Raw genomic sequence first — 22,569 nt, 5'->3', positions numbered from 1 at the left:
TTTATGAGTTGCCGAGCCAGTCTTTCAGGATCGCGTCGCGATGCTCGTCCAGCCGGGGCGGGGGTTTTCGATAGGTCGCGGGCGTCTCTGACAGCTTGAGCGGATTGGCGAGCAGCCGCAGTTGGCCGTTCTTTGCCCATTCACAGGGCATGCGGATCTCAGCGCCCCGTGCCTTGACATGCGGGTCGTTGAAAACGTCTTCGAGGTTGTTCACCGGGCCGCATGGCACCCCCGCGTCTTCCAGCGCGGCGAGCCATTCGGACCGGCCACGCTGGCGTAGTGCCGCGGCGACCAGCTCGCACACCGCTTTGCGATTGGCAACCCGCGCCGGGTTGGTGCGGAACCGCGCATCCGCGGCGACGTGCATCAGGTCGGCGACCTCGCAGAACCGCTCGAACTGGCCATCGTTGCCGACCGCGAGGATCATCGGTGCGTCAGCGGTATCGAACACCTGATAGGGCACGATATTGGGATGCCCGTTGCCGAGCCGTTGCGGCAGCACACCGTCGGCAAGGTAGTTGGTGGCGCCGTTCACCAGCCACGCAATCTGCGAATCGAGCAGCGACACATCGATATGCTGGCCGCGGCCATGCGCGGCGCGGTACTGCAGCGCGGCGAGGATGCCCACCGCGGCATACATGCCAGTCATGACATCGGCGATGCCGACGCCGACCTTCATCGGCTGGCCGTCGGGCTCGCCGGTGAGGCTCATGATGCCGCCCATGCCCTGGATCAGGAAGTCGTAGCCCGGTCGCTGCGCGTAAGGGCCGGTCTGGCCGAACCCCGTGATCGAGCAGTAGATCAGCCTGGGGTACTGTGCCTTGAGCTGCTCGTATGACAGGCCATAGCGCGCCAGCCCACCGACCTTGTAGTTCTCCACCAGCACGTCGGCGTGCTGCAGCAGGTCATGGATCAGCGCGCGCCCTGCCTCCGACGCCAGATCGATGGCAATCGAGCGCTTGTTGCGATTGGCGCTGAGGTAGTACGCGCTTTCCTGCGTCGGGTTACCGGCGGCGTCCTCGATGTATGGGGGACCCCATTTGCGGGTATCGTCACCCTCCCCGGGGCGCTCGACCTTGACGACATCGGCGCCAAGGTCGCCAAGCAGCTGCGTCGCGCTCGGCCCGGCAAGGATCCGCGAGAGGTCGAGAACCTTGATGCCGGCCAGCGCCAGGCGGTCAGGAGGCACGTTCATTTCGCACCTCGCAAGCATTGGGCCGCTGGGCACTGGCCTGGTACGGCCACGCTGCGGTTCGGCGTTCTACTGCATCGCATGACAAGATCTCCTTGCAGGTCATGCGATCGATTCTAAGAATCGGTGTCCGACAAGCTCAATTGAATTGCGGCGCAAGGAGAGGAGAAACCCCTAGGCAGCCGCCAGCGTTGTCATTTGCGCAGGGCGATGGCAAGCATCTCGGCGGTGGCACAGAGAGTCTCGCCCGCCGTGAGCATCATCTCGACCCACACCTTGCGGCCGTCGATGGCTTTCAGTTTTCCCGACACCGTCAGTACCTGCGCCTGCGGCGTGGGTGCAAGGAAGTTGACCTGGAGTGAAGCGGTAACGAACCGGCCCAAGGGTCCGGAGGGGTCGTCCGACTGCTGCCTGTGAAAGGCGGCAGCGGAAGCCGTGCCGTGGCAATCGAACAGCGATGCGATCATGCCGCCGTAGACGTTGCCAGGCACGCCACCGCTGTACATCGGGTCCGGCGTGAAACGGGAAACTGTTTCTGTGCCGTTCAGGTAGGTTCTGAGTCCGTTGCCATGAGGGTTGGCGACGCCGCACCCATAGCAGTGGCTGTTCTCGGGGGAATATTCTTTCTGGATCCAGACGTCGGCGCGGTCGATATCACTCATGGTCAAGAGGCAATAGTGGCTAGTCCCCGTAACGCCGCAGCGTGCAGCGGGCGGGTTCCGGCAAATGCCCCGAGCCTAAGAGTGGCCTCGCTCATGTGCAATTGAATCGGATTTCAATGCGAGCCGAAGACCACCACCTTAGTACCTGGCCACGCTGAACCGCTTCGCCTCCTGCCACAGCGCCTTGGCTGCGGGCGACAGCTTGTTCTCGCTCAGGCAAGCCAGCCCGATGCTGCGGCGGGTCTGGGGCAGCAGCGGAACATAGCGCACGCCCGGATACGTATCCGGGACCGCAAGCCGGGCCAGGATCGAGACGCCTTCGCCACGGGACACGTACTCCAGGATCGACATGATCTGCAGCAGCTCATGCGCGATCGTGGGACGACAACCATGGCGCGCGAATAGTCTCTGGATCAATTTCTGCGAACCCGCGCGCGTCATGATGAACGGAAAGCGGGTGATTTCGGCGAGCTGGACTTCGGCCTGCGCGGCCAGCTCATGGTCAGCGGGCAGCACCGCAACTAACTCGTCGACCGCCAGCGTAATGGTCTCGAAGTCGGGCTTGGGCAAAGTGACCGCGGCCAGCTCGATGCGGCGCTCGATCAGGTCCTGGCTGGTTTCCTCGTCCGGCCGTTCGGTGACGACCACGCTGACGCCCGGATACCTGGCCCGGAACTGCTGCAGCAGCTTGGGCAGCGCATGCAGCGACGCGCTTGCGCCGAACGAGCCGACGCGGATCAGCCCGGTCTTCAGTTCCGCGCCGGCACGCGCCGTGGCAGTCACCAGCTGCAAGGAGGCGAACACGTCTCGCACATGCGGCAGCACCTGTTCGCCAGCGTAGGTCAGCGACAGCCCGGTCTGGTTGCGCTCCACCAGCTGGACACCGAGCGCATCCTCCAGCGCCCGCAACGCGTGGCTGGTGGCGGATGGCGTCATGCCAAGCTTGGCGCCGGCGCCTGCTATGCCATCGGAAGAGACCAGTGCGAGGAGTAGTTCTAGTTGCCGCAGGGTAGGGTGCTGAGCTCTTTCAGACTTGGGCATCGACGATCCAAAGGCAGAACAGGTGGCGTTGAGATGGATTTCACCCCTAGCCGCGGATCGTTGAAAGTAGCCTCATTAGTTAGACGTGTCAATGGCGCCGGACTGAGCACGTGCGCCAGCGAAAAGCTCTGGCCTTGACTGGCTTAAAAGTCAGTCTCGCCTCCTGGCAGTCAATTCCATGGCTAAGGCCAGGAACAACGCAACCGCGCTGCTGGCAAAGATGAGCCCGTAATTTCCGTCTGTGCGCGAGAATAGCCAGGCATAGCCGTAGCCGCCCAACGCCTGGAACAGCGCGAACGATGCCGTCGCGCGACTCCAGGCGGCTCGTTGGTGGATGGCATCATGCGGTAGCAACTCCTGGATGCGTCCCAGCACCAATGGCACGATGCCGGGCGTGAAAGCGCCCAATATGATGGTTGACACCATTAGCACAGCGGTATGCTGTGAGATTGCCAACAGGCCAACTGCGATCGCCTGCAGCAACAGGGCAATCCGATAGGCATTGCCGAAGCCTACCCTCCCCCCGGCCCATCCGCTGAACAGCGGTCCCGCAGTCGCCGCGACGCCATAGAGCACCCAGTAGCGTGCGCCTACTGTCGCGCCTTGTCCCAGTCCACGTGCGACATAGTCGACCAGCAGAACCATGGCTGGCACCAGTCCCAATGCATTAGCGGCGTACTGCATACAGATGATTCTGAGCATGCGAGCAAGGGTGGGACGGCTGGCTGCAGCACATTCATTCACCGATCCTGGCGCAGGTCTGCCAGCGGGCTTGTCCGCGGGTGGCCACCCGTCCCAACTCAGCACGGTGAGCAGCAGTGACACCGCCCCAAGGCCGAGCCATGCCGCACGAAGGCCCATCGACAGCAATCCGGGTACCAAGGTGCCGGACGCAGCAATGCCCAGACCCACACCCAGAAATATCATGCCGCTCACCAGTGCCCGGCGGGCCGATGGGATATGAGGAAGGATTGTCGTTGCCACCAGCACCATGATGGCGCCGCCGGAAAGCCCGGACAGGAAGCGCCAGATGAAGAACCAACTCAGGGAGACCGGAAGCGCACACGCGAAGAACGCCGCGGTGGCGGTCAGCATCATCCAGCGCATGACGTTCCGGTTCGACATGCGAGCGGCAAGCAAGCGGCCTGACAGTGCGCCCACCAGGTATCCGGCAAAGTTCGCCGCGCCAAGCGAGACAGCGTCGGCAGCGCTGAACCAGTGGGCCTGAATCAACGCCGGTATCAAAGGCGTGTAGGCGAAACGGGCGAGTCCGATCGCGACCAGACTTGCACTCAAGCCGGCGAAGGCGGCATGCAACGCACGCCGGTCGATCAGCCCGCTTGCATGGGGCAAGCCAGCACTTGCTTCCGTAGCTGTGACATCTTGTGACATGGCAGAAATTTTCGTGGGGAATCAGACCCACTGGATAAAGCGCTGAACATCAATTGCGAACGTACGACGATGGCTTCCGATAAGCCAGATGCCCGAAGACACGCCTCGAGCGAGGCATTGCTCACTTGCGCGGCAGCGCTAAAGTCAACTGCGAGATCGCGCGATCCAGCGTCTGGCGTGGGCACGCCAGATTGGCACGCATGAAGCCGTGGCCCTCCTTGCCAAACTTCGGTCCACGATCAAACCAGACGCGGGCCTTGGTTAGCAGGAAGTTCTCGAGGTCTGCGGGAGGCAGTTGCAGATCCCGGCAGTCAATCCAGGCCAGGTACAGAGAGTCCGAGTCCAGAACGCGGATCCCGTCGACACGGCTGTTCACCTCGGTGCGGAAGTATTCATGGTTGGCGGCCACCTTTCCTACTAGCGCGTCTACCCATTGGTCCCCTGACGTGTAGGCTGCCTCCGTTGCCAATGCGCCCACCATGTTGACGTGCGCATTCATGTTCCGCTCGATCGTTCGCTTGATCTCGTCCCGCTTACCTTTGTCAGAGACGACGATATTCGCGCACTGCAGGCCCGCCAGGTTGAAGGTCTTGCTTGCCGAGATGCAGGTGACACTGTTGTCGGCATAGTCGTCCCCCAGCGAGGCGAAGGGCGTGTGCCTCTTGCCACCACCGAAGACGAAGTCCCCATGGATTTCATCGGATATGACGAGCACACCATGGCGACGGCAGATGTCGCCCATGGCGCGCAGCTCGTCCGGGCTCCAGACGTTCCCGGTGGGATTGTGAGGATTGCAGAGAATGAAGAGCTTGGTATCCGCTTGAATGGCGCGCTCGAAGACCTCCGGGTCAAAGCGGTAGCGCTCGCCATCGAACCTGAGCGGCGCCATCGCCAGCTGGCGCCCGTTGATCAGGACGTCATGGTGGAAGTGCACGTATACCGGCGGCTGGATCAACACCGAATCCCCTGGCCGGGAAAAGGCATGGATAAGGGTCTTGAGCGCGGCAATGACGCTCGCAACCGGCACGATCCATTCCTCGTCGACGGGCCAGCCAAAGCGCCGGCGCTGCCAGTCCGCTACCGCCTTGAAGTAACTCGCCGGAACCGAGGAGTATCCGAACACACCCTTGGCCACCATCCCCTGAATTGCCTCGACGACGACGCTGGGGGAGCGGAAGTCCATATCCGCCAGCCACATCGGAATCGGCTCGGCTCGCACCTGATGCGGTGTGAGAAAGCTGGCCGGAAAACACCACTTCATCGAACTGGAGTCGCTGCGATCAACGATGTCGTCAAATTCGAACTCTGAAACCTTTACCATCACATCATTCCCTCAAACATCCATCATGCGTTTTCAGTACCCCAATGCCTTCAATACGGGCGTCATGCATACGACCACACCCACGAAGAATACGAAGTAGACCGACTTGGACTTGTAGGCGTGTAGCGCAGGAACCTTGTAGACAAGCAGGCACGGGATAATGAAGGAGGTGACGCCGTAGATGGGCGCGGCGATTTGCTGTAGCAAAAGGATCGAGAACTTTGATTGCACCCAAAGCCAGAGCGCTCCCACGATCAGGACCGATGTGCCGATTGAAACCACCTTTCTGTTGATGTTCTCCCTGGGAATGAACCGGGACAGCACATTGATCGCGATGCCGGAAACAGCCTCGTCGATCCCCAGGTACAGGCCAAAGAATGCAGTCACGATGGCAAACACGTTCAGCGCGGTCGTCATCAGCAACACGTCAGCCCCAGGAATCACACTACCTGCCAGGGCCAGTGCGGAGATGTTCTGTGCCTTGGCAGACAATGCCTGTTCGTGCGATAGCGAGAACGTGAACGAAGTGGCGAAGAACAACACCGATACCACCAACACGACGTATGCCACCCGGTGCGCGCGGATCGCGCGGTATGTCGCGATGCGCGGATCTGAATCTTGCTTGCGGAACGCAATGTTCATCGGACTCAGTATCTGAACGAAGAGAATCGAGAACACGGTGAACGGCAAAGTCAGCACGGTGTCGATCGCCAGCTTCTTCAACTCGGGGAACGAAGGAAGATTCCCCATGATGTCCCAATGCGGGATCATGACGAAGCCCAAAAGCAGGACAATAGCGAGCTTCACGATCACCAATGGCCCGGAGACCTTGAACAGCAACCGCTCACCTTGCGCCGCGATCAGCACCAGCACAACCAGAATCGTCAGAGAGTACAGCGGACTATCCGACAGCAGCTGGGTGGTGATACCGAAGGTCTGCAAATACTTGGCGCTATCGAAGGTCACGGCCAACGAGTACGTCAACATCCCCTTCAGCAGCATGAGGAGATAAGCAATACTTAGAAAGAAGCCCCAGTTCTTACCCAGGTAATGGGTAATGATGCTGACATAGCTATCGCAGTCCGCGCTCTCCGACAGCGTCCTCAAATAAAGGTTCTGCATCATGTAGAGCGCGGGATAGGCCAGGATGACGGATGCGATGAATACCCACACTCCCATGATCCCGACCTGGACCGGCAAAAACACCACGCCGGCACCAATGGCCATCCCGATACACAGGATGACCCAGCCGAGGTCGTAGCGCGTAAACGGCACGCGCATCTCCTCAGCAGAAATGGTCAGTTGTCTCATTTCTCCTCCATAATTTCTCAAGCTATTTTTTAAAGCAGTTCGGCAGTCGGGCCTTCTTTGCTTTTCAGCACACCGACGCTTGCATACGGATTGGTGGTCCTCACTTCCTTTCGCCTTCGACCCCGATCCATTCTCAGGGACTTTCGACGATTCAGTTAGCGAATTCCCTTCAAACCATCTTTGATGGAAAGTCAAAGATGCCGGCGTCGCCGGGTAGGTGGCGCGAACCAGGTAGATGCGATGCGTCACGCTTCGGAATAGAATGATGCTGCCCTCAGCACTACAGGGGACGCGCATACGCTGCCAGGCCGGCGCCTCCGAAAATATGTCTAAAAGCTTCGCAACGTTCACACAGATCACTGTGTTTGTCAGGGTGGCCGAACTGGGCAGCTTGAGCGCAGCTGCGAGAGAACTCAATTTGTCGCCTTCAGCCGTGAGCAAGAGCCTTTCGCAGCTCGAAGACCGACTTGGCGTATTGCTGGTCAAGCGCACGACCCGCAGCATGACGCTGACGGATAGTGGTCGCATCATGCTGGAGCGGGCGAACGGAATTCTCTCCGACGTAGAGAGCACGCTTGATGCAACCAGACAGTCCCAGCGCCTTGAAGGGACACTGAGGGTGACTTGCTCCATTGCGTTCGGCAGCAAGCAACTCACCCCTATAGTGGGCAGGTACCTCGGCGCATATCCGGATGTGGACGCGCGCGTAACACTTGACGACCGGCTGGTAAATCTCGCTGAAGAGAACTTTGATGTCGCGGTGCGCATCACGGGCGACACCGACTCGGGCTACGCCGCTCGCAAGCTGGCACCCATACACTGGGTATATTGCGCTGCGCCAGCGTACCTGGCCAGGCATGAAGCGATTCTGGAACCTTCCGACCTGATGCGGCATCAATGCCTGGTTTATCCGGAAATGACCATGAATGGCGCATGGACGTTCCAGCGAGAAACGATGGTGCAGCACATCGGCATCGCATCCAGGCTGACCTCGAATTCCAGCCTGGCGCTGCGCGAGGCTGCGTTGCAGGGCTACGGTGTCGCTTGCCTGCCCACCTATCTGGTCTCCCACGATATCCTGTCGGGGCACCTGAAGCTTGTGGTCCCGGAATACCGGGCGGCGATCTCACATTCGCTGTACGCGATGTACTACCGCTCGCGTTATGCGCGCGCTGTCATTCGCAGCTTCATCGACTTCCTGGTTGCCGATATTGGCGAGGTGCCCGTCTGGGATCGCGCACTCAGTTCCTAGCCGTGGGCCAGGTCAGTCTGCGCTGAGCTGTTTCAGCTTGACGATTCGGGCCCACTTCTGCGATTCGGCTGCAATGATTGCCTTCATCTGCGACGCATCTTCACCCCCCGCACGCATACCCTGCGACATCAGTCTCGCCTTGAGTTCGTTGTCTTGCAGCGCCTTGACAGTGTCGGCCCGGATTTTGCGCTCAATGTCTGCTGGCGTACCCGCTGGAACTAGCAGCGCAAACCATGCCGAAATATCTTCCAGGCCCGGAACACCAGCTTCGGTTGCAGTAGGCACTTCCGGCAACATGGGAGAGCGGCTTTTATCGGTAATCGCCAGCGCCTTGATGCGGCCAGCGTTCACAAATGGAGATACGGCTGCGATGTTTCCAACCACAACCTGCACTTGCCCCCCCATCAGGTCATTCAACGCGGGAGCCTCGCCCTTATAGGGCACGTGCTTGAGATCGATCCTGGCGGCATCGGCAAACGCTTCTCCCGCCATGTGGACCTGGGTGCCATTGCCAGCAGATCCAAAATTCAGCTGGCCCGGTGTTGATCTGGCAAGCGCCACAAGGTCCTTCAGAGTCTGGGCGGGGACAGCGGACCCTACAGCAATCACCATGGGGCCTCTGGCTATATTGGCAATGATGGTGAAGTCTGAGGGGCTATACGGCAATTGCCGATAGATGTGCGGGTTCACCGTCAGCTGACTTCCGCCGACCAGGATCATCGTATACCCGTCTGCAGGAGACTTTGCCACGAGCGACGCCGCGACACCGCCCCCTGCGCCAGGCCTGTTATCCACTACGACGCTCTGCTTCCATATGTCGCCAAGCTTTTGCGCCAGAGATCGGGCAATGACATCCGTCGCGCCGCCTGCTGCGAAAGGCACAACAAGCCTGACGGGCTTCGTCGGCCATGACTGGGCGAACGCCGAGGAGGCCATCATGGCGCCAATGAAGACCAAGGCTGCTACGCGAAACTGGGGGAGGATACTCATCATTCGGGTATGCGCGAGCGAAAAAATGACCTGCTACGGATGCCGAGCCACGCGAAGCCAAGCCATGCCATAAGCCAGCTTGCACTTCGCGGCCGTTTTTACAGTATCTCTCCGGCTGCGAGGAACGACGCTTCGATCCGGGCCGACACAGCCAGGTGAACCACCTGCGCAACCTGCGCTGGCACGATACCTAGCGCGCGCGCCGCATCAACATGACGCTCCATGCAATACACACACTGGGTAATAGTAGCGCAGCCGATAGCAAGCAATTCATAGTCGAGCCTGGACAGAGGCAGCCCGTCCTTGTGCATCTCGCCGAGCATCTTCGTCAGCCGCTCGAAATCCGCTGGCGATGACCTGCGAAATTGGGTCATCAGCTCACGATCTTTCTTGATTTCGGAAACAGCCGAAGAGACGGCGGCGCCGTCTTCCTCGCCATTGAGGTACTTGTACGCCAGCCTGCCGTAAGCCACCGCGGCACCCGCCCGCAAGGCTGTGGCAACGCTGACTGCCTGCTCGATCTCCTCTCGCGCAACGATCCCCCCTGCTTCGTTCCTGCAGGTCCGCAACATTTCCGCGCAGGGAATTGCGACGGCAATGGCGATCCGGACCAGCGCCCGCTGGCGAGGGGTCAATCCCGCTTCTCCATCTTCGGCCGCATGCAAGTGGGACCGGTGCGTCTCAAATGCCTGCACATAGGTCGAAGCCGGGCCTTTTATCCCGGAGATGATGTCCTTGACACTTGCTGCCATAGTCTCTTCCTCGTTCTCATGGTGATACGCCCGCGCAAGGCTATCGCGCCGGGAAACCATGCTCAATTGAAATAAAACTCAATGGCGAATGGGATACTCCGTTGCAACCGCTGCGTGCGCCGCTATGGTGAGCGCTGTGCAGACAGGATGTCATCGCATCAGCAGGCCGCGGACCAGCACCGAAGCGCCACTGGCACCGAGGAACACCAGCAGCGCACGGCGTACGGCATCTGCCGCGATGCGCCGGCGCAGGCAGGAGCCCACGGCCAACCCGGCCAGACTGAATGGCATGGCAAACGCGGCACTGCGCCATAGCTCGTCTTGTTGCAGGAGACCGCCGCCGGCAAACGCCAGCAGCCTGGCTACCGCACTGGACAGGATCACGGACGCAATGGTGGACCGGAACACGTCGATCTCAGGAAGACGGCTCGCCAGATACATCGTGTAGATCGGCCCGCCCGTGCCAAACAAGGCGCTGAATACGCCACCAATGACACCGGCCGGCACTGACCACCCCTTTGCGGCGGCAGCCATGCGCCCGGAGGAACCCATCAATGCGCGCGCCGTCATGGCCAGCACAAACAGGCCGAGCCCCACCAGCAGCCAGCGGGATTCGAGCTTTGCCAGCACGGTGGTGCCCAGCGCCACGCCGATCATCATGAACGGAAGCAATCGAAACAATTCGGTGTGCGACACCGAACTCCGGTTCCGCACACCCACCACGGCGGTCGCCACCAGATCGAGCAGCAGCAGCATCGGCACCACGAACTGCAGCGGAAGGAATTGCACCAGCACGGGTACCGCGACCATCGCCGCGCCAAAGCCTGTCAGGCCGAACACCGTGTAGGCGGCCGCAATGGTCGCAGCCAGGATTGCGTAATGTTCTGCCGCCATGGTCGCCGGTCGCCTTGTCGAAAGTGTTGCTGCCATGCCTGGCTATATCCTGGTCCGGGCGCGGTGGGCGGCGGATGGATAGATGCCGAGGTCATCCGCCTGGCCACAGCGCGCTGGTCCGCCCGTCATTGCAACCACTAGTTGGCAGCAATCTTCCGCTTCGCCACCAGGAGCTTCCAGCGCCCGGCTTCCTGGGCGATCTCTTCGGGGAGTCGGCCCTTCGGCGTCAGCGTCCTGGCCATGCCCTGGGACGCCAGGTAGCGTTGCATGCCGGGTTCCGACACCGCCTTCTCCAAGTCGGCATACATCTTCGCAGTCAACGCTCTTGGCGTACCGGCCGGTGCCATTAGCGCAAACCAGCCGTAGAACGTGAACCCCTGCAAGCCGGCTTCGGCGGCCGTCGGCACATCGGGCAGCAGCGTTGAGCGTTCTTTGCCGGTCACGGCAAGTGCGCGCAAGCGGCCGCCCTTGAGCAGCGGCGAGATCGCGTTGATATTGCCCACGGTCATGTTGACCGTACCGGCCATCAGGTCCGCGTAGGCCGGCCCCTCGCCCTTGTACGGCACATGGACCACATCGATGCCGGCAGCCTCTGCGAAGGCCTCGCTGGCCATGTGTACCTGGCTGCCATTACCGGCCGAGGCGAACGTGAGCTTTCCGGGGTTGGCCTTGGCATAGGCAATCAGCTCGGTCATGGTTTTTGCCGGCACTTGCGTATTGACGGTCACAACCATTGGCCCGCTGGCTACCTTGCTGATCATCTCGAAGCTCTCGGCGGAATACGGTAGCTTCTGATAGATGAACGGGTTGACCGTGAACATGCTGCCGGAAGCCAGCAGCAGCGTATAGCCATCAGGGCTTGCCTTGGCTACCATCTCCGCGCCGACGGCCCCGCCGGCGCCGGGCCGGTTGTCCACCACCACCGGCTGCTTCCACTGCTTGCCCAGTTCGAGAGCCACGGCACGCGCCAGCAGGTCAGTGGCGCCACCGGAGGCAAACGGCACCACCAGGCGCACCGGCTTCGCCGGCCATTCCTCGGCATGCGCTCCCGCCATGTACAGGGGAGCGATGGCAAACGCGAACATGGTCATTGCCACCGAAGTGCCGTGCCGTTTGGCGCGGGCGTGGCCAAATCCCGCTGTTGGAAGGCGATTCCGACGCATGCGGCGCAGCCATTGCTTGGCCTGACCGATCCATTGCCCAAACGCCTGTTCAGTACCTGATGCTTGCATCGCTGTCTCCTTTTGTGGCGCCGTCACGGCTTCGACGATCGCATTTGAATGCTGCGGTTTCGATCCATCCTAATTTCGAACCTCATCGATACGAAACGGATTATTGCAATCAGCCTTATCAGTTAAATTTGTTATTGTTATTTTCGGAAATACGTCCCCCCTCGCATTTTCAAGAATGCGAATCCGCAATTGGCCCTGATGAGTTTTTGTTTTTTAGGCTATTCCAGCGTCACGCCCAGCATCTGCTCAAGCTCGTTCACGGCGGAGCTGACCGCCGACTGCGACAGCGCCGTGGTCTCGCCCGCCGCCGCGGTCGAGCCTGTTCTGGCCACGGCCGAGAACAGTTCCAGTTGCCGCAGCGAGAATCGCAGCGCTGCCATGGCTAGCCCTTCCTGACCAGTTTCGGCCTGCCGTTGTCGGGCGTGCCAGCCGGCGTCGTGACCTCGGTCAGCGCGTCCAGCAACAGCTTCGACAGGTGCGCACGCGGATTGTCACGGGGCACCAGAATGCCAAGCCGGCGGGTCAGCGGCGGCGATCCGAACGGGATGGTGCGAATCGACGCCGGGAACTCGTTCTCGACGCCACGCGCCGGCACCACGGAAGAACCCAGGCCGTTGGCAACCATGGCGATAACGCCTTCGAGCGTGTCGATCTCCATGGTCGACCGGACCGCAATCTGCCGGCGCACCATTTCTTCCTGGACCAGTAGACCGACCCGCGCGGTACGGTTGAACCGGACATAGGGCGTGGTTTCAAGCACGCCTTTGTCCGAGTCGCCACGCGTCGTGGCATGGGTGATGACGACGAACTCCTCATTGAAGAACGGCATGAACTGAAGGTCCAGGCGCGGCACTTCGGGTTCCGTGACGACTGCGACATCGAGCTGGCGCCGGTACACCGCCCGTTCAAGATCGTGCGTGAGGCCGGTGGTCAGGTGGATGTCAATGCGATGCCCTTGCTGCTGGAGCCGCTTGAGCGCGAGCGGCAGTACGCCCGACACGCACGTATGAACCGAACCGAGCTTGAGCACGCCGCCCGCTGCTTCGCGCTTGAGCGCCGCGCTCATGCTCTCCCAGTGTGTCAGCAGGTCGCGGGCCCGGTTCGTGAACGCAAGCCCGGCGTCCGTCAGCACCGGCGGCCGCCGGCTACGATCGAAGATGGTCATGCCAAGCTCCTCTTCGAGCGAGCGCATTTGCATGCTCACGGCCGACAGTGACAGGCCGATCGCGTTGCCTGCTTCCGCAAAGCTGCCTCGGTCTGCGATCGCTACAAGCGTATAGAGTGTCTTAACGTCCATGTCTGACAAATCGATAGTTGGTTGACCCGCTGGCGCGGTGGCGACGTCATTCTGCCGCATGGACGTGCGCCGCGTGCCTACAGCTTCAACAGACGACGGGCGTTTGCGCCCATGATTTTTTCCAGATTGCCGGGGCGGATCGGCAGCGTTTCGAACCACTGCTTGTAATCGCGCACCGGGCAGAACGGGAACGAGCTTGCATACAGCATCCGGTCTGACAGGAAGGTATCGGCGGCCTTCACGTATTCCTCCCACCCCGGCATCCGCGAGAAGTACATGTCCGGGGACAAGTACAGGTTCGGACGTCGGAACGCAATGTGCAAAATCTCCGTGACCCAAGGCCAGCCACCGTGGACCACCACCACGCTCAGCCGCGGAAAGTCAGACAGCACACGATCGGTCCGCACAGGGTCCGAATAACTCAGGTCCGGCCCGGCCGTGCCGCCCACCATCAAGATGACCGGCACATCCAGATCTTCGCAGTGGGCGTAGATCGGATACAGCCGTCTGTCATCCGCGTACATCGGTATGGGATAGGCGCCTGGTTCGATGTTGATGGCCTTGAAGCCTGCGGCAATGGCATCGGAGATGGTCTGGCACGCCGCCACGCGCTGGGTCGGGTCGATGGACGCCGCCCCGATGAAGCGCCCCGGGTATTCCCGCACGATCTGCTCCACATCGGCATTCGACACGCTCCCCAAGGTGCCGGCAAGGCGCCCCACCACGACGCCCTTGTCGACGCCGGCGCCGTCCATCTCCTGCATCAGCAGGTCCATCGACTGCTGCTGCGCGGCGGGCGACGGCTCGAAGCCGACGGTCCGGGTAAAGCCATCGCGGCGCTCTCCTGCCGAGTACATCAGGGTGTCAAGGAAGCCACCGAGCGGCGGGCGGAGACGGAAATCGATAATCATGTTCTGTTCCTCGTTGACTGGTGGAGAGCTTGCGTTACATCACTTCGTTCTTGCGGTCGTCGGTCTCGCCATAGCGGTGCAATGCCGGGGGCTTGAGGCCGGCGTATAGCTTCTCGATGCCGGCATTGATCACTTCGGCATGCTGCGCAAACAGCGAGTTACCCTCCAGGTCGCTTTCCACGATAAACGGGCCAAAGTTCTCGACTTCGAACATCCACATTGCCTGGGCAATGCCCAGCTCGTCGAGCCAGAACACATCCTTCACCCGCTTGATGCCCCGTCCCAGCAGCGCGCCGGTGCCATATCCCACTGTCGTCAGATAGATCGCCCCGCCGGGTGCCATGACCCGCTTGTAATCCTCGGCGGGCATGCCGCCCTTGCCGATAAAGATCCGGCAGTCGGTCTTCTCCAGCCATTTCGGAATCCACTTAGAAAACCGGAAACTGGCTGTCGCCGTCACTGCCCCGACGTTGTAGCCGCCGTCACCGGCCGAGGCCGCGGCCGGAGAGCAATGGAAATTGACATTGCTCAGGCCCCTGAGCTCAACCGGCAGGTCAAGGCCTTCATCCAGGACCTTCTTGTAGACGCCCTCTCGCGCGGTATAGACCAGGCCGCTCAAATAGACGGCCGCTCCCAGTTCAAGCCTGGCGATATCCGCCGTCGTGGCCGGCAAGTTGATGTGGAAGACTTTCAGTTCATCGTCCTTGGGGCTTACCATTCGACCGTCTCCCTGCGCAGGTATGGGGTGAACCACTGGGGGTCCGTGCGATATGCGATGTCGCCGTTGGCATGGATCCGTGCCGTCGCACGGCGCGACGACAGACAGAAGGTGTGCAGGCTGATCGGCATGCCGCCGGTATGGGTGTGGCCGACCTCGATATGGCAATCGACCACCATCGAAGAGCCGACAAAGCCCATGGCACCCATGCCGATTGAATTGCCAAGCTTCATCAGCTCCAGCTCCAGTTCGGCGATTTTCGGATCCGGATTGCGATTTCCGACCACGCGCAGGCATGCCGCCTGCTTGCCGAGCTGCATGCAGGTGTCCTTGGACCCGCCCAGCCCGATACCAACGATGGCCGGCTGGCATGCCAAGCCGCGTTTGCCGAAAGCGATCAGGGTATCGAGCACGAAGCGCTTGATGCCGTCGATTCCATCGCCGGGGAAGAGCATCCGGTAGTCGGTACCGAACAGACCGCCCTTGTGCACTGTCGTGATATCGACCCAGTCGGCATCCGGCTCGAAGGACCATTCGATCTCGGGCGCGTTGATGCCGACGTTGTTGTTGTTATCTGTGCGCCATAGCGGGTGTACGCGATTCGGGCGCAGCGGTACGGCCTGCGTCGCGTCCGCCGTGGCCTTGCGCAGGGCACGCTCGACCGCCACGAAGCCACGCTCCACGGTAGCGTTGTTGCCGACCTTGACGTAGTAGCGCGGCAGTCCGGTGTCAGCGCACATGGGCCGCCGGTCCTGGTCCGCGGCTTCCCAGTTGTCCTGCATCGCGTGAATGACAAAGCGCGGCAGCTTTCCGGTTTCCGTCTGCTGCAAGGCCTTGATGCCTTGCTTGTAGTCCTGGGGGATCTCGATCGCGGCGCGCTTCATGATCTCGAACGCGGCTTCCTCGACCCGGTCGATGGAAATGGTCATCGTAGCGGTCCTCTATGCTGCAACTTTGGGGGGTTGACCGGCCTCACCGGCAATCAGGGAGGTGCCGGGCCGGACGATGTCGAACTTCACAGGGACCATATCCAGGCGAAGGCCATCGCCGTCGGCCGTCACCCGGGTATAGCGGCTGCTATGCAGGTCGCCCGGCTCGGGGAAATCCTCGCGGAAATGCGCGCCACGACTGTTCTCGCGCGCCAGCGCGGACACCGTGATCACGCGGGAGATGTCCACCAGGCTTTGCAGGTTCATCCAGTCATGCCAGGTCACGTTGTAGCGGCGGTCGCCATCGGCAACCCCCATGGCCATCAATGCCTCGCCGTGCGATGCCAACGAATCCAGGCCGCGGCGCATGGCCGCTTCGTTGCGCAAGACCCCGACGTCGTCCCACATGGTCTGCGCCAGCGCGTCGCGCAGTTCGTGAATTGCTCCGGGCGATCTGGCGAACGGGTACTCCGCCCGCTCGATGCCGCTGGCAATGACGCGCTGGTCCGGTTCTTTCCAGTGCTGCACGCCCGAAGCATAGGCGGCCATAGAATCGCCGGCGATACCGCCGAAGACCGTCGAATTCGCCACGCCGTTGCCGCCCAGCCGGTTGGCGCCGTGGACGCCGCCACAATCCTCGCCCGCGGCAAACAGGCCTGGCGATGCCGTGCTGCCATCGACATTGAATTCCACGCCGCCCATCAGGTAGTGGGCGGTCGGAACGACCTCGACCCGGCCGCCGGCCAGATCGAAACCACAATCCTTGCAGCGATTGACCATCCCGGGGAATGTCGTGGCGACCTTCTCGGCGCCAAGGTGGCTCATCTGGATATATACGCCGCCCATCGGTCCAGTCCTGCCGGCACGCATTTCGGCATAGATGCCGCGACTCACCACATCGCGAGTGGCACGCTCGCCGCGCGCATCATAGCGAGTCATGAAGCGGTCGCCATCGCCGTTGAGCAGCCACCCCCCCGCACCACGCAAGCCCTCCTCCAGCACCGTGCCGGTCATGCGGGTGTCCGGTCCGCCCAGCAAGCCGGTGGGGTGAAATTGCACCATTTCCATGTCGCGCAGGCTCAGGCCGTAGCGCATTGCCATCGCCAGGCCATCACAGGTCTTGTCGCCGGACGGGGTGTGATAGCGGTACATGGTCGGGCCGGCGCCCGTGGCCAGCAACACTGCCTTGGCCTGTACGAAGCGGTAGCTGCCGCTTCGCATATCGATGAACAGCACGCCGGCGATGCCCGACCCATCCGCGGCGGGTATCAGCTCAATGGCCCGGTGCTCCTCCATCTCTTCCACATCGAGCGCACGCACCTGTTCCATCAGGCGGTTGATAATCTCGATGCCGGTCAGGTCGGCCTTGTGCACGGTGCGGTCGAAGCTCTGCCCGGCGAAAGCCTTCTGGTGCAGGGTGCCGTCCGGATTGCGGTCAAAGAAGCAGCCGATCTCGTTCTCGAGTTCGCGCACCCGCTCGACCGCCCCTTCGACCAGCCGCCAGGCAAGATCCTGGCGGGGCAGCCACTTGCCGCCTTCGATGGTATCCATGAAATGGCGCTCGACCGAGTCCCCGGCGGAAAGCGCCACGTTGTAGCCACCTTGGACCATGCGCGTGCACCCGCACTTGCCTAACAGACCCTTTACGGCCACGGATACCTTGAGCGCCGGATTCGCCTTCTTCGCGTGCAACGCGGCAAACAGGCCTGCTCCGCCAGTACCGAGGATCAGGATGTCCGTCTTGTGGTGTTCGATTTGCATTCAGATTACCCCCAGGGCAAAGATCACGCCGACCAGCAGGGACAGCGCACCACCCCAGCTGATCCAGGACAGGCGAGCGTCACGGGTCGAGCTCCATGGCAGTAGTTCCAGTGCCAGCAGCCGCAGGCCAAAGCTCATGTGCACGGACAGCAGCAGCACCAGCCCCCATTCGCCGAACTTCACCGCGCCCATGTCGGCAAACTTCAGGAAGGCGTCCATGCGAGCACGCTGATCGAGGGCAAGGCCCAGAACGTAGAAGTGCGCCGGTAAAAAGATGCCCAGAGCGAGTCCGGACAGGCGATGCCCCAGAAAGGCCCAGTAGGCGCGGTGATTGCGCGGTGATTTCATGACAGCAAGCCTCCCACCGCCGCCACGGCACGCAGCCCCATCCACAGCAGCAACAGTCCGAACAGCAGCCCAAGCGAGGACGCTGCGCCGCGACTGAGCCGCCCCCATTCGATCAGGATGTTGCGCATGCCGATCGGCACGTGAACCGCGACGCTCAGCACGAACAGCGAATAGAAAGGAATCCAGATCCAGCTTCCTTGCGTGCGTGACAGGATCTCGGCGGCGGTCAGTCCTCCCCGTACGGCATAGAGAATGACCGCCAGATGCACGAGCACGAACGGCGCCATGATCATGGCCGTCAGGCGCTGCAATGCAAACAGGCGCGACTCCATGGTCAGTCCCCTCCCTTCAGAAACTGCAGCAGCGCGTTCTTCTTGAGCCCGGCGATGCTGCCGGTCGGGCTCAGGCTGACCGGACAGTGCGTCATGCAGTTGCCTTGCGTGTGGCAGGAATGGCAACCGCTGCCCGAAGTCGCTTGCTTGAGCACGCCCTTCGGGTCGGCATGGCGCTCGTCGTTGAACAGTGTCCATGCCCGGTTCAGTGCCGCAGGGCCCAGGTAATCCTTATCCCACGACACCACGTCGCAGGCGGCATAGCAGACACCGCAATTGATGCATTCAATGGCAGCATCGGCCATCTTGCGCTTGCGGCTGGCGGGCGAAACCGCGGCTGGGGGATCGTTGCGCGTGGCGGTCCCGACAAAGGTGTTGCCCGCTTTCTTCCACTTGTCGAAGAACTCGGACATGTCCACCACCAGGTCCTTGATGCGAGGCATGTTGCGCAGCGGCTCGATCACGATCACGCCGTCCTCCTCCACGCGGCTCACATGGGTTCGGCAGGTCCAGCGTGGCCGCCCGTTCACCGTCATCGCGCACGATCCGCACACACCGACCCGGCAAGCGAAGCGGTACGACAGCGTCGGATCCATGTGGCGCTGAACCTCGGTGACCACGTCGAGCACGGTCTGGTTCTCGCGCCATGGCACCTCATAGGTGGTGAGACTGCTCTCGTCGGTGCCACGCGCAATGCGTACCGTCAGCGTGCGTTTCGTGGCTGTTGTTGCCTCCATGCCTCTCTCCCGTTTCGACCGCGCCTGGCCGTTGCTCTGATGGATGGGTTGAGAGAAGTCTAAGTAATCGATATTTATGAAGCAATAATATTTATCTTGATATTTTTTGAAGTAAATCGCAAAAAGTGGATAAAACCAGACCTGTTTTCCACAGGGTCAGACCAGGGCAGGCGGCGTTGAGGTGAATCCCTTCGAAAAGCTCTCGCGTAGATAGTCGACGAAGACTTGCGAGACCCTCGATGCATGGGCGGAGTATGGCCGGATCGCATAGAGCCAATCACCGAAGGCCCCCGTTGCACGCCACTCGGGCAGCACCTCGATAAGCCGGCCAGTGTCGAGTGCCGACTGGGCACTGAAATCCGGCAGCAGCGCAATGCCAAGCCCTTCGATGGCGGCGTCACGCAAGGCCTCGCTGTTGTTGACCGCCAGCGGTCCGTTGACCGCCACGGTCACCGGATCGGCATGGGGGGAGGGTTCATCCGGGCCGGTCCGTACGAAGGTCCAGGTCGCGGTGCCATGCTGCCGGGGGTAATGCAGGCAGGCATGGTCAACGAGTGCCTCGGGGATTTCTGGCGTACCGTTGGCGCGCAGATAGGATCGGCTCGCCACCAGCACGATACGCGTGGCAGACAGGGTCCAGGCGACGTGGGTTTCCGGTGGCGCGGTCGTGTGTCGCACCGCGATGTCATAACCTTCCTGAGCCAGCGAACGCAGGCGGTCCGACATATCCAGTTCGATCTGGATTTGCGGATACTGCCGCAGAAATTCCGGTAGCCGCGGCACCAATTGTTGCCTGGAAAACGCAACCGGCGCGGTCACTCTCAGAAGTCCGCGCGGAGCTCCGGCGAGGTCTCGCACGTTGGCAAAGCCAGCGGAGATCTGCTCGAACGCACCGCGCATCGAATCCACCAGTTGCCTGCCTGCATCGGTCAGCGTGGCGCTGCGTGTCGTGCGCTGAACCAGCATGATGCCCGCCGACCTTTCCAGGTCAGCAATATGCTGGCTCATGGACGCCTTGCTCACACCAAGGCGGGCCGCCGCCTTGCTGAAACTACCTTGTTGATGCAACACCATGAGCCAATGCAGGTGTTCCCAAAGGCCCTCTACATCACCCTGCCGCATAGTTGCTCCCTGTCCAGGCCATCCCGGCCTCATATTTCACAGCTATAACATGGCTGTAGGCAATTTTCCTGAACAGTGAGTTTGGGCCAGGGCCGCTACCCGGACCAGATCGCGCTCCGTACACTGCGGTCATCCTTCAATGCGGTGGATTTCGACCCACCCACGACGCCAGGAGATCATTGTGACCGCTCCCTACAACTCGTCCGCGGAAGTTATCCACTTTGTGGCCGGAGCGCCGTATGCCGGTTCCGGCACGCGCTCGCAGCCGGTGTTCAATCCCGCCACTGGCGCGGTCGCGCGCAGCGTTCGACTGGGCAGCCCTGGGGACGTAGATGCCGCCGTCGCCAGCGCGCTTGCCGCGTTCTCGAAGTGGGCTGACACGCCGCCGATCCGCCGCGCCCGCGTAATGCTGAAGTTCCTGGAGCTCATGAACCGTCACAAGGACGAACTGGCCGCCATCATCACCGCCGAGCACGGCAAGGTCTTCAGTGATGCCCAGGGTGAAGTCAGCCGTGGCATCGACATCATCGAGTTTGCCTGCGGCATCCCGCAGCTACTCAAAGGCGATTACACGGATCAGGTCTCGACCGGCATGGACAACTGGACGCTGCGCCAGCCGCTCGGCGTCGTCGCGGGAATCACGCCGTTTAACTTCCCATGCATGGTGCCGTGCTGGATGTTTCCGGTGGCCATCGCGGCGGGCAACTGCTTCGTGCTCAAGCCCAGCGAACGCGATCCGTCGGCATCGCTATTCATGGCCAGGCTGCTGCAGCAGGCGGGGCTACCCGATGGCGTGTTCAACGTGATCCAGGGCGACAAGGTCGTGGTCGACGCCCTGCTGCATCACGCCGACGTCAGGGCCGTCAGCTTCGTCGGCTCGACGCCGATCGCCAACTATATCTACGAGACCGGCGCCAAGCTCGGCAAGCGCGTACAGGCGCTGGGCGGCGCCAAGAACCATATGGTGGTGATGCCCGATGCGGACCTCGATCAAGCCGTGGATGGCCTGATCGGCGCCGCCTTTGGATCGGCCGGCGAGCGCTGCATGGCAATTTCCGTCGCTGTCCTGGTGGGTGACATCGCCGACAAGATCATGCCGAAGCTCGCGGCACGTACGCGCGAGCTGGTCATCAGGAACGGCATGGATCCTGATGCCGAGATGGGTCCGGTGATCACGGGCCAGGCGCTCGAGCGCATCGAGAACTACGTCGCGCTCGGGGTCGATGAAGGGGCCCGGCTGGTAGTCGATGGCCGCAACTGCAAGGTGACGGGACACGAGCAAGGCTTCTTCACAGGCGGCACCTTGTTCGATAACGTGTCCCCCGACATGCGAATCTACAAGGAAGAGATCTTCGGCCCGGTGCTGTCATGCGTGCGCGTGGACGACTTCGCCCAGGCGGTCAAGCTGGTCAATGCGCATGAATTCGGCAATGGCGTCGCCTGCTACACGCGCGACGGCCAGGTGGCCCGCGAGTTCGCACGCCGAATCGAGGTCGGCATGGTAGGCATCAACGTGCCGATCCCGGTGCCGATGGCCTGGCACGGTTTTGGCGGATGGAAGCGTTCGCTGTTCGGTGACATGCACGCGTACGGCGAGGAAGGCGTGCGCTTCTACACGCGCCAGAAGAGCGTGATGCAGCGATGGCCTGCTGATACGTCACGCGGCGCCGAATTTGCAATGCCGACGACGAAGTGAGAAAGCAACTTGACGCGAACTCGACCAGCTAATGTCGATGCCTAAATCAGGCTGGGCGTCCGTCGCGCTCCCTCGATGCTGCCCGACCAACCCCTGGCTTTGCCAATTGCCGATGGCGTAGTGCAACGCTACGCCAGCGTGCGACTCCCTGGAGGCCATGCCATTTTAACGTCTTGCGCGGGCGTTCGTTGAGCCGCCTGGCAATGGCGTTGAGCTTGGCTTGCGAAGAGACCGTGAGATTGGCTCCTTTCTGGAAGTACTGCTTCAAGAGGCCGGAACGCCAGACCTGGTTCGTGAGGCTGGTGAAGATTGCCAGTAAGGACTGCGAGACGTCGGCATGAGCCCCATCCCCGCGGAGAGCGTGCATGCCGTCACCGTTCCCGGGTCGATCCGCGCGTGGGAGCCGGGATCTCATCCTGACCTGATTCCCGCTTTTTTTTGATGGGCTGGCGTATTACTACGCGTCTCGCGTCATCTGTTTGCTGGGTGCGATCAGCTTACGTCCGTCGGGGGACGACAAATCGCTATCGCAGCAATTCTGCCGGATGCTGTTCCCTATCGCGGTTGTCCACAGCGACTTCGACTATTTCACTAGGGCTGTCCGACGCAGCCTTATACAGCACGAAGAAGTCGCGAACTAGACTGCAGGCATGTAGCCGCAAAGGCGGCAATCCTGCCT

22 protein-coding genes and 1 pseudogene are annotated in these 22,569 nt (G+C 61.5%); 2 read left to right on the top strand and 21 right to left on the bottom strand.

Annotated elements, in window-relative coordinates; genetic code table 11:
* Position 1: 1 nt before the first annotated feature.
* From MKD38_RS19045 to MKD38_RS19020, 6 genes are all read right to left on the bottom strand, one after another.
* Positions 2-1,195: a CaiB/BaiF CoA transferase family protein gene (locus MKD38_RS19045; RefSeq protein WP_025583076.1), complete on the bottom strand. Its 1,194-nt coding sequence runs from the start codon at positions 1,193-1,195 to the stop codon at positions 2-4.
* Positions 1,196-1,386: 191 nt separating this feature from the next.
* Positions 1,387-1,854 carry a PaaI family thioesterase gene (locus MKD38_RS19040; RefSeq protein WP_115712096.1) on the bottom strand — a complete coding sequence of 156 codons (468 nt, stop codon included), beginning with the start codon at positions 1,852-1,854 and terminating at the stop codon, positions 1,387-1,389.
* A gap of 138 nt (positions 1,855-1,992) precedes the next feature.
* Complete coding sequence (locus MKD38_RS19035; protein WP_020384466.1) at positions 1,993-2,895, bottom strand: LysR family transcriptional regulator; 903 nt, start codon at positions 2,893-2,895, stop codon at positions 1,993-1,995.
* A 150-nt stretch (positions 2,896-3,045) separates the two neighbouring features.
* Positions 3,046-4,287, bottom strand: coding sequence for a YbfB/YjiJ family MFS transporter (locus tag MKD38_RS19030; RefSeq protein WP_051073534.1), 1,242 nt, complete (start codon positions 4,285-4,287; stop codon positions 3,046-3,048).
* A gap of 121 nt (positions 4,288-4,408) precedes the next feature.
* On the bottom strand, positions 4,409-5,608 hold the full coding sequence (locus tag MKD38_RS19025; protein ID WP_252678946.1) for a MalY/PatB family protein: 1,200 nt from the start codon (positions 5,606-5,608) through the stop codon (positions 4,409-4,411).
* A 33-nt stretch (positions 5,609-5,641) separates the two neighbouring features.
* Positions 5,642-6,919 carry an SLC5/6 family protein gene (locus MKD38_RS19020; RefSeq protein WP_116313377.1) on the bottom strand — a complete coding sequence of 426 codons (1,278 nt, stop codon included), beginning with the start codon at positions 6,917-6,919 and terminating at the stop codon, positions 5,642-5,644.
* Positions 6,920-7,181: 262 nt separating this feature from the next.
* On the opposite strand from MKD38_RS19020, the gene MKD38_RS19015 reads away from it, so the two are divergent.
* Positions 7,182-8,171 (top strand): LysR family transcriptional regulator, encoded by a 990-nt coding sequence (locus MKD38_RS19015; protein WP_051373359.1) that lies wholly within the window; start codon positions 7,182-7,184, stop codon positions 8,169-8,171.
* 12 nt (positions 8,172-8,183) lie between these two features.
* Here MKD38_RS19015 and MKD38_RS19010 read toward each other — a convergent pair whose 3' ends face one another.
* From MKD38_RS19010 to MKD38_RS18945, 14 genes are all read right to left on the bottom strand, one after another.
* On the bottom strand, positions 8,184-9,164 hold the full coding sequence (locus MKD38_RS19010) for a Bug family tripartite tricarboxylate transporter substrate binding protein (RefSeq protein WP_252678944.1): 981 nt from the start codon (positions 9,162-9,164) through the stop codon (positions 8,184-8,186).
* A gap of 95 nt (positions 9,165-9,259) precedes the next feature.
* On the bottom strand, positions 9,260-9,913 hold the full coding sequence (locus MKD38_RS19005; RefSeq protein WP_252678942.1) for a carboxymuconolactone decarboxylase family protein: 654 nt from the start codon (positions 9,911-9,913) through the stop codon (positions 9,260-9,262).
* Positions 9,914-10,063: 150 nt separating this feature from the next.
* Positions 10,064-10,843, bottom strand: a complete 780-nt coding sequence (locus MKD38_RS19000) for a sulfite exporter TauE/SafE family protein (RefSeq protein WP_240071515.1) — start codon at positions 10,841-10,843, stop codon at positions 10,064-10,066.
* Positions 10,844-10,944: 101 nt separating this feature from the next.
* Positions 10,945-11,892 (bottom strand): tripartite tricarboxylate transporter substrate binding protein, encoded by a 948-nt coding sequence (locus tag MKD38_RS18995; RefSeq protein WP_018006551.1) that lies wholly within the window; start codon positions 11,890-11,892, stop codon positions 10,945-10,947.
* A 365-nt stretch (positions 11,893-12,257) separates the two neighbouring features.
* Positions 12,258-12,419, bottom strand: coding sequence for a LysR family transcriptional regulator (locus tag MKD38_RS18990; RefSeq protein WP_115712089.1), 162 nt, complete (start codon positions 12,417-12,419; stop codon positions 12,258-12,260).
* A gap of 2 nt (positions 12,420-12,421) precedes the next feature.
* Positions 12,422-13,396: a LysR family transcriptional regulator gene (locus tag MKD38_RS18985; protein WP_240987723.1), complete on the bottom strand. Its 975-nt coding sequence runs from the start codon at positions 13,394-13,396 to the stop codon at positions 12,422-12,424.
* Positions 13,397-13,413: 17 nt separating this feature from the next.
* The gene (locus MKD38_RS18980) at positions 13,414-14,247 is read right to left on the bottom strand and encodes an amidohydrolase family protein (RefSeq protein ID WP_252678941.1); all 834 of its coding nucleotides are present in this window, start codon (positions 14,245-14,247) and stop codon (positions 13,414-13,416) included.
* A gap of 34 nt (positions 14,248-14,281) precedes the next feature.
* Entirely contained in the window at positions 14,282-14,965 is a 684-nt protein-coding gene (locus tag MKD38_RS18975; protein ID WP_252678939.1) for a fumarate hydratase C-terminal domain-containing protein, read from the bottom strand.
* Positions 14,959-15,894 (bottom strand): fumarate hydratase, encoded by a 936-nt coding sequence (locus MKD38_RS18970; protein ID WP_018006556.1) that lies wholly within the window; start codon positions 15,892-15,894, stop codon positions 14,959-14,961. Before MKD38_RS18970 ends, MKD38_RS18975 begins: the two co-directional genes overlap by 7 nt.
* 12 nt (positions 15,895-15,906) lie before the next feature.
* A complete protein-coding gene (locus MKD38_RS18965; RefSeq protein WP_252678937.1) occupies positions 15,907-17,655 on the bottom strand; it encodes an L-aspartate oxidase in 1,749 nt (582 codons plus the stop codon).
* A complete protein-coding gene (locus MKD38_RS18960; protein ID WP_115699547.1) occupies positions 17,656-18,003 on the bottom strand; it encodes a succinate dehydrogenase/fumarate reductase transmembrane subunit in 348 nt (115 codons plus the stop codon).
* Positions 18,000-18,335 carry a succinate dehydrogenase gene (locus tag MKD38_RS18955; protein ID WP_025583057.1) on the bottom strand — a complete coding sequence of 112 codons (336 nt, stop codon included), beginning with the start codon at positions 18,333-18,335 and terminating at the stop codon, positions 18,000-18,002. The genes MKD38_RS18960 and MKD38_RS18955 overlap by 4 nt, the downstream gene beginning before the upstream one ends.
* 2 nt (positions 18,336-18,337) lie before the next feature.
* Positions 18,338-19,072: a succinate dehydrogenase/fumarate reductase iron-sulfur subunit gene (locus tag MKD38_RS18950; RefSeq protein ID WP_252678935.1), complete on the bottom strand. Its 735-nt coding sequence runs from the start codon at positions 19,070-19,072 to the stop codon at positions 18,338-18,340.
* A gap of 156 nt (positions 19,073-19,228) precedes the next feature.
* Positions 19,229-20,194 carry a LysR family transcriptional regulator gene (locus tag MKD38_RS18945; RefSeq protein WP_018006561.1) on the bottom strand — a complete coding sequence of 322 codons (966 nt, stop codon included), beginning with the start codon at positions 20,192-20,194 and terminating at the stop codon, positions 19,229-19,231.
* 139 nt (positions 20,195-20,333) lie between these two features.
* Here MKD38_RS18945 and MKD38_RS18940 point away from each other — a divergent pair, with 139 nt between their 5' ends.
* Positions 20,334-21,890, top strand: coding sequence for a CoA-acylating methylmalonate-semialdehyde dehydrogenase (locus tag MKD38_RS18940; protein WP_252678933.1), 1,557 nt, complete (start codon positions 20,334-20,336; stop codon positions 21,888-21,890).
* 160 nt (positions 21,891-22,050) lie between these two features.
* Here MKD38_RS18940 and MKD38_RS31145 read toward each other — a convergent pair.
* A pseudogene (locus MKD38_RS31145) lies at positions 22,051-22,167 on the bottom strand (IS30 family transposase); the annotation flags it as partial.
* Positions 22,168-22,569 lie beyond the last annotated feature (402 nt).

Origin of the sequence: Cupriavidus sp. WGlv3, assembly GCF_023952475.1 — a bacterium.
In the GTDB taxonomy this organism is placed as follows: Bacteria; Pseudomonadota; Gammaproteobacteria; order Burkholderiales; family Burkholderiaceae; genus Cupriavidus; species Cupriavidus phytorum.
The sequence above is the reverse complement of the archived record's forward strand: the minus strand, read 5'-3'. Positions and strand labels throughout refer to the sequence as shown.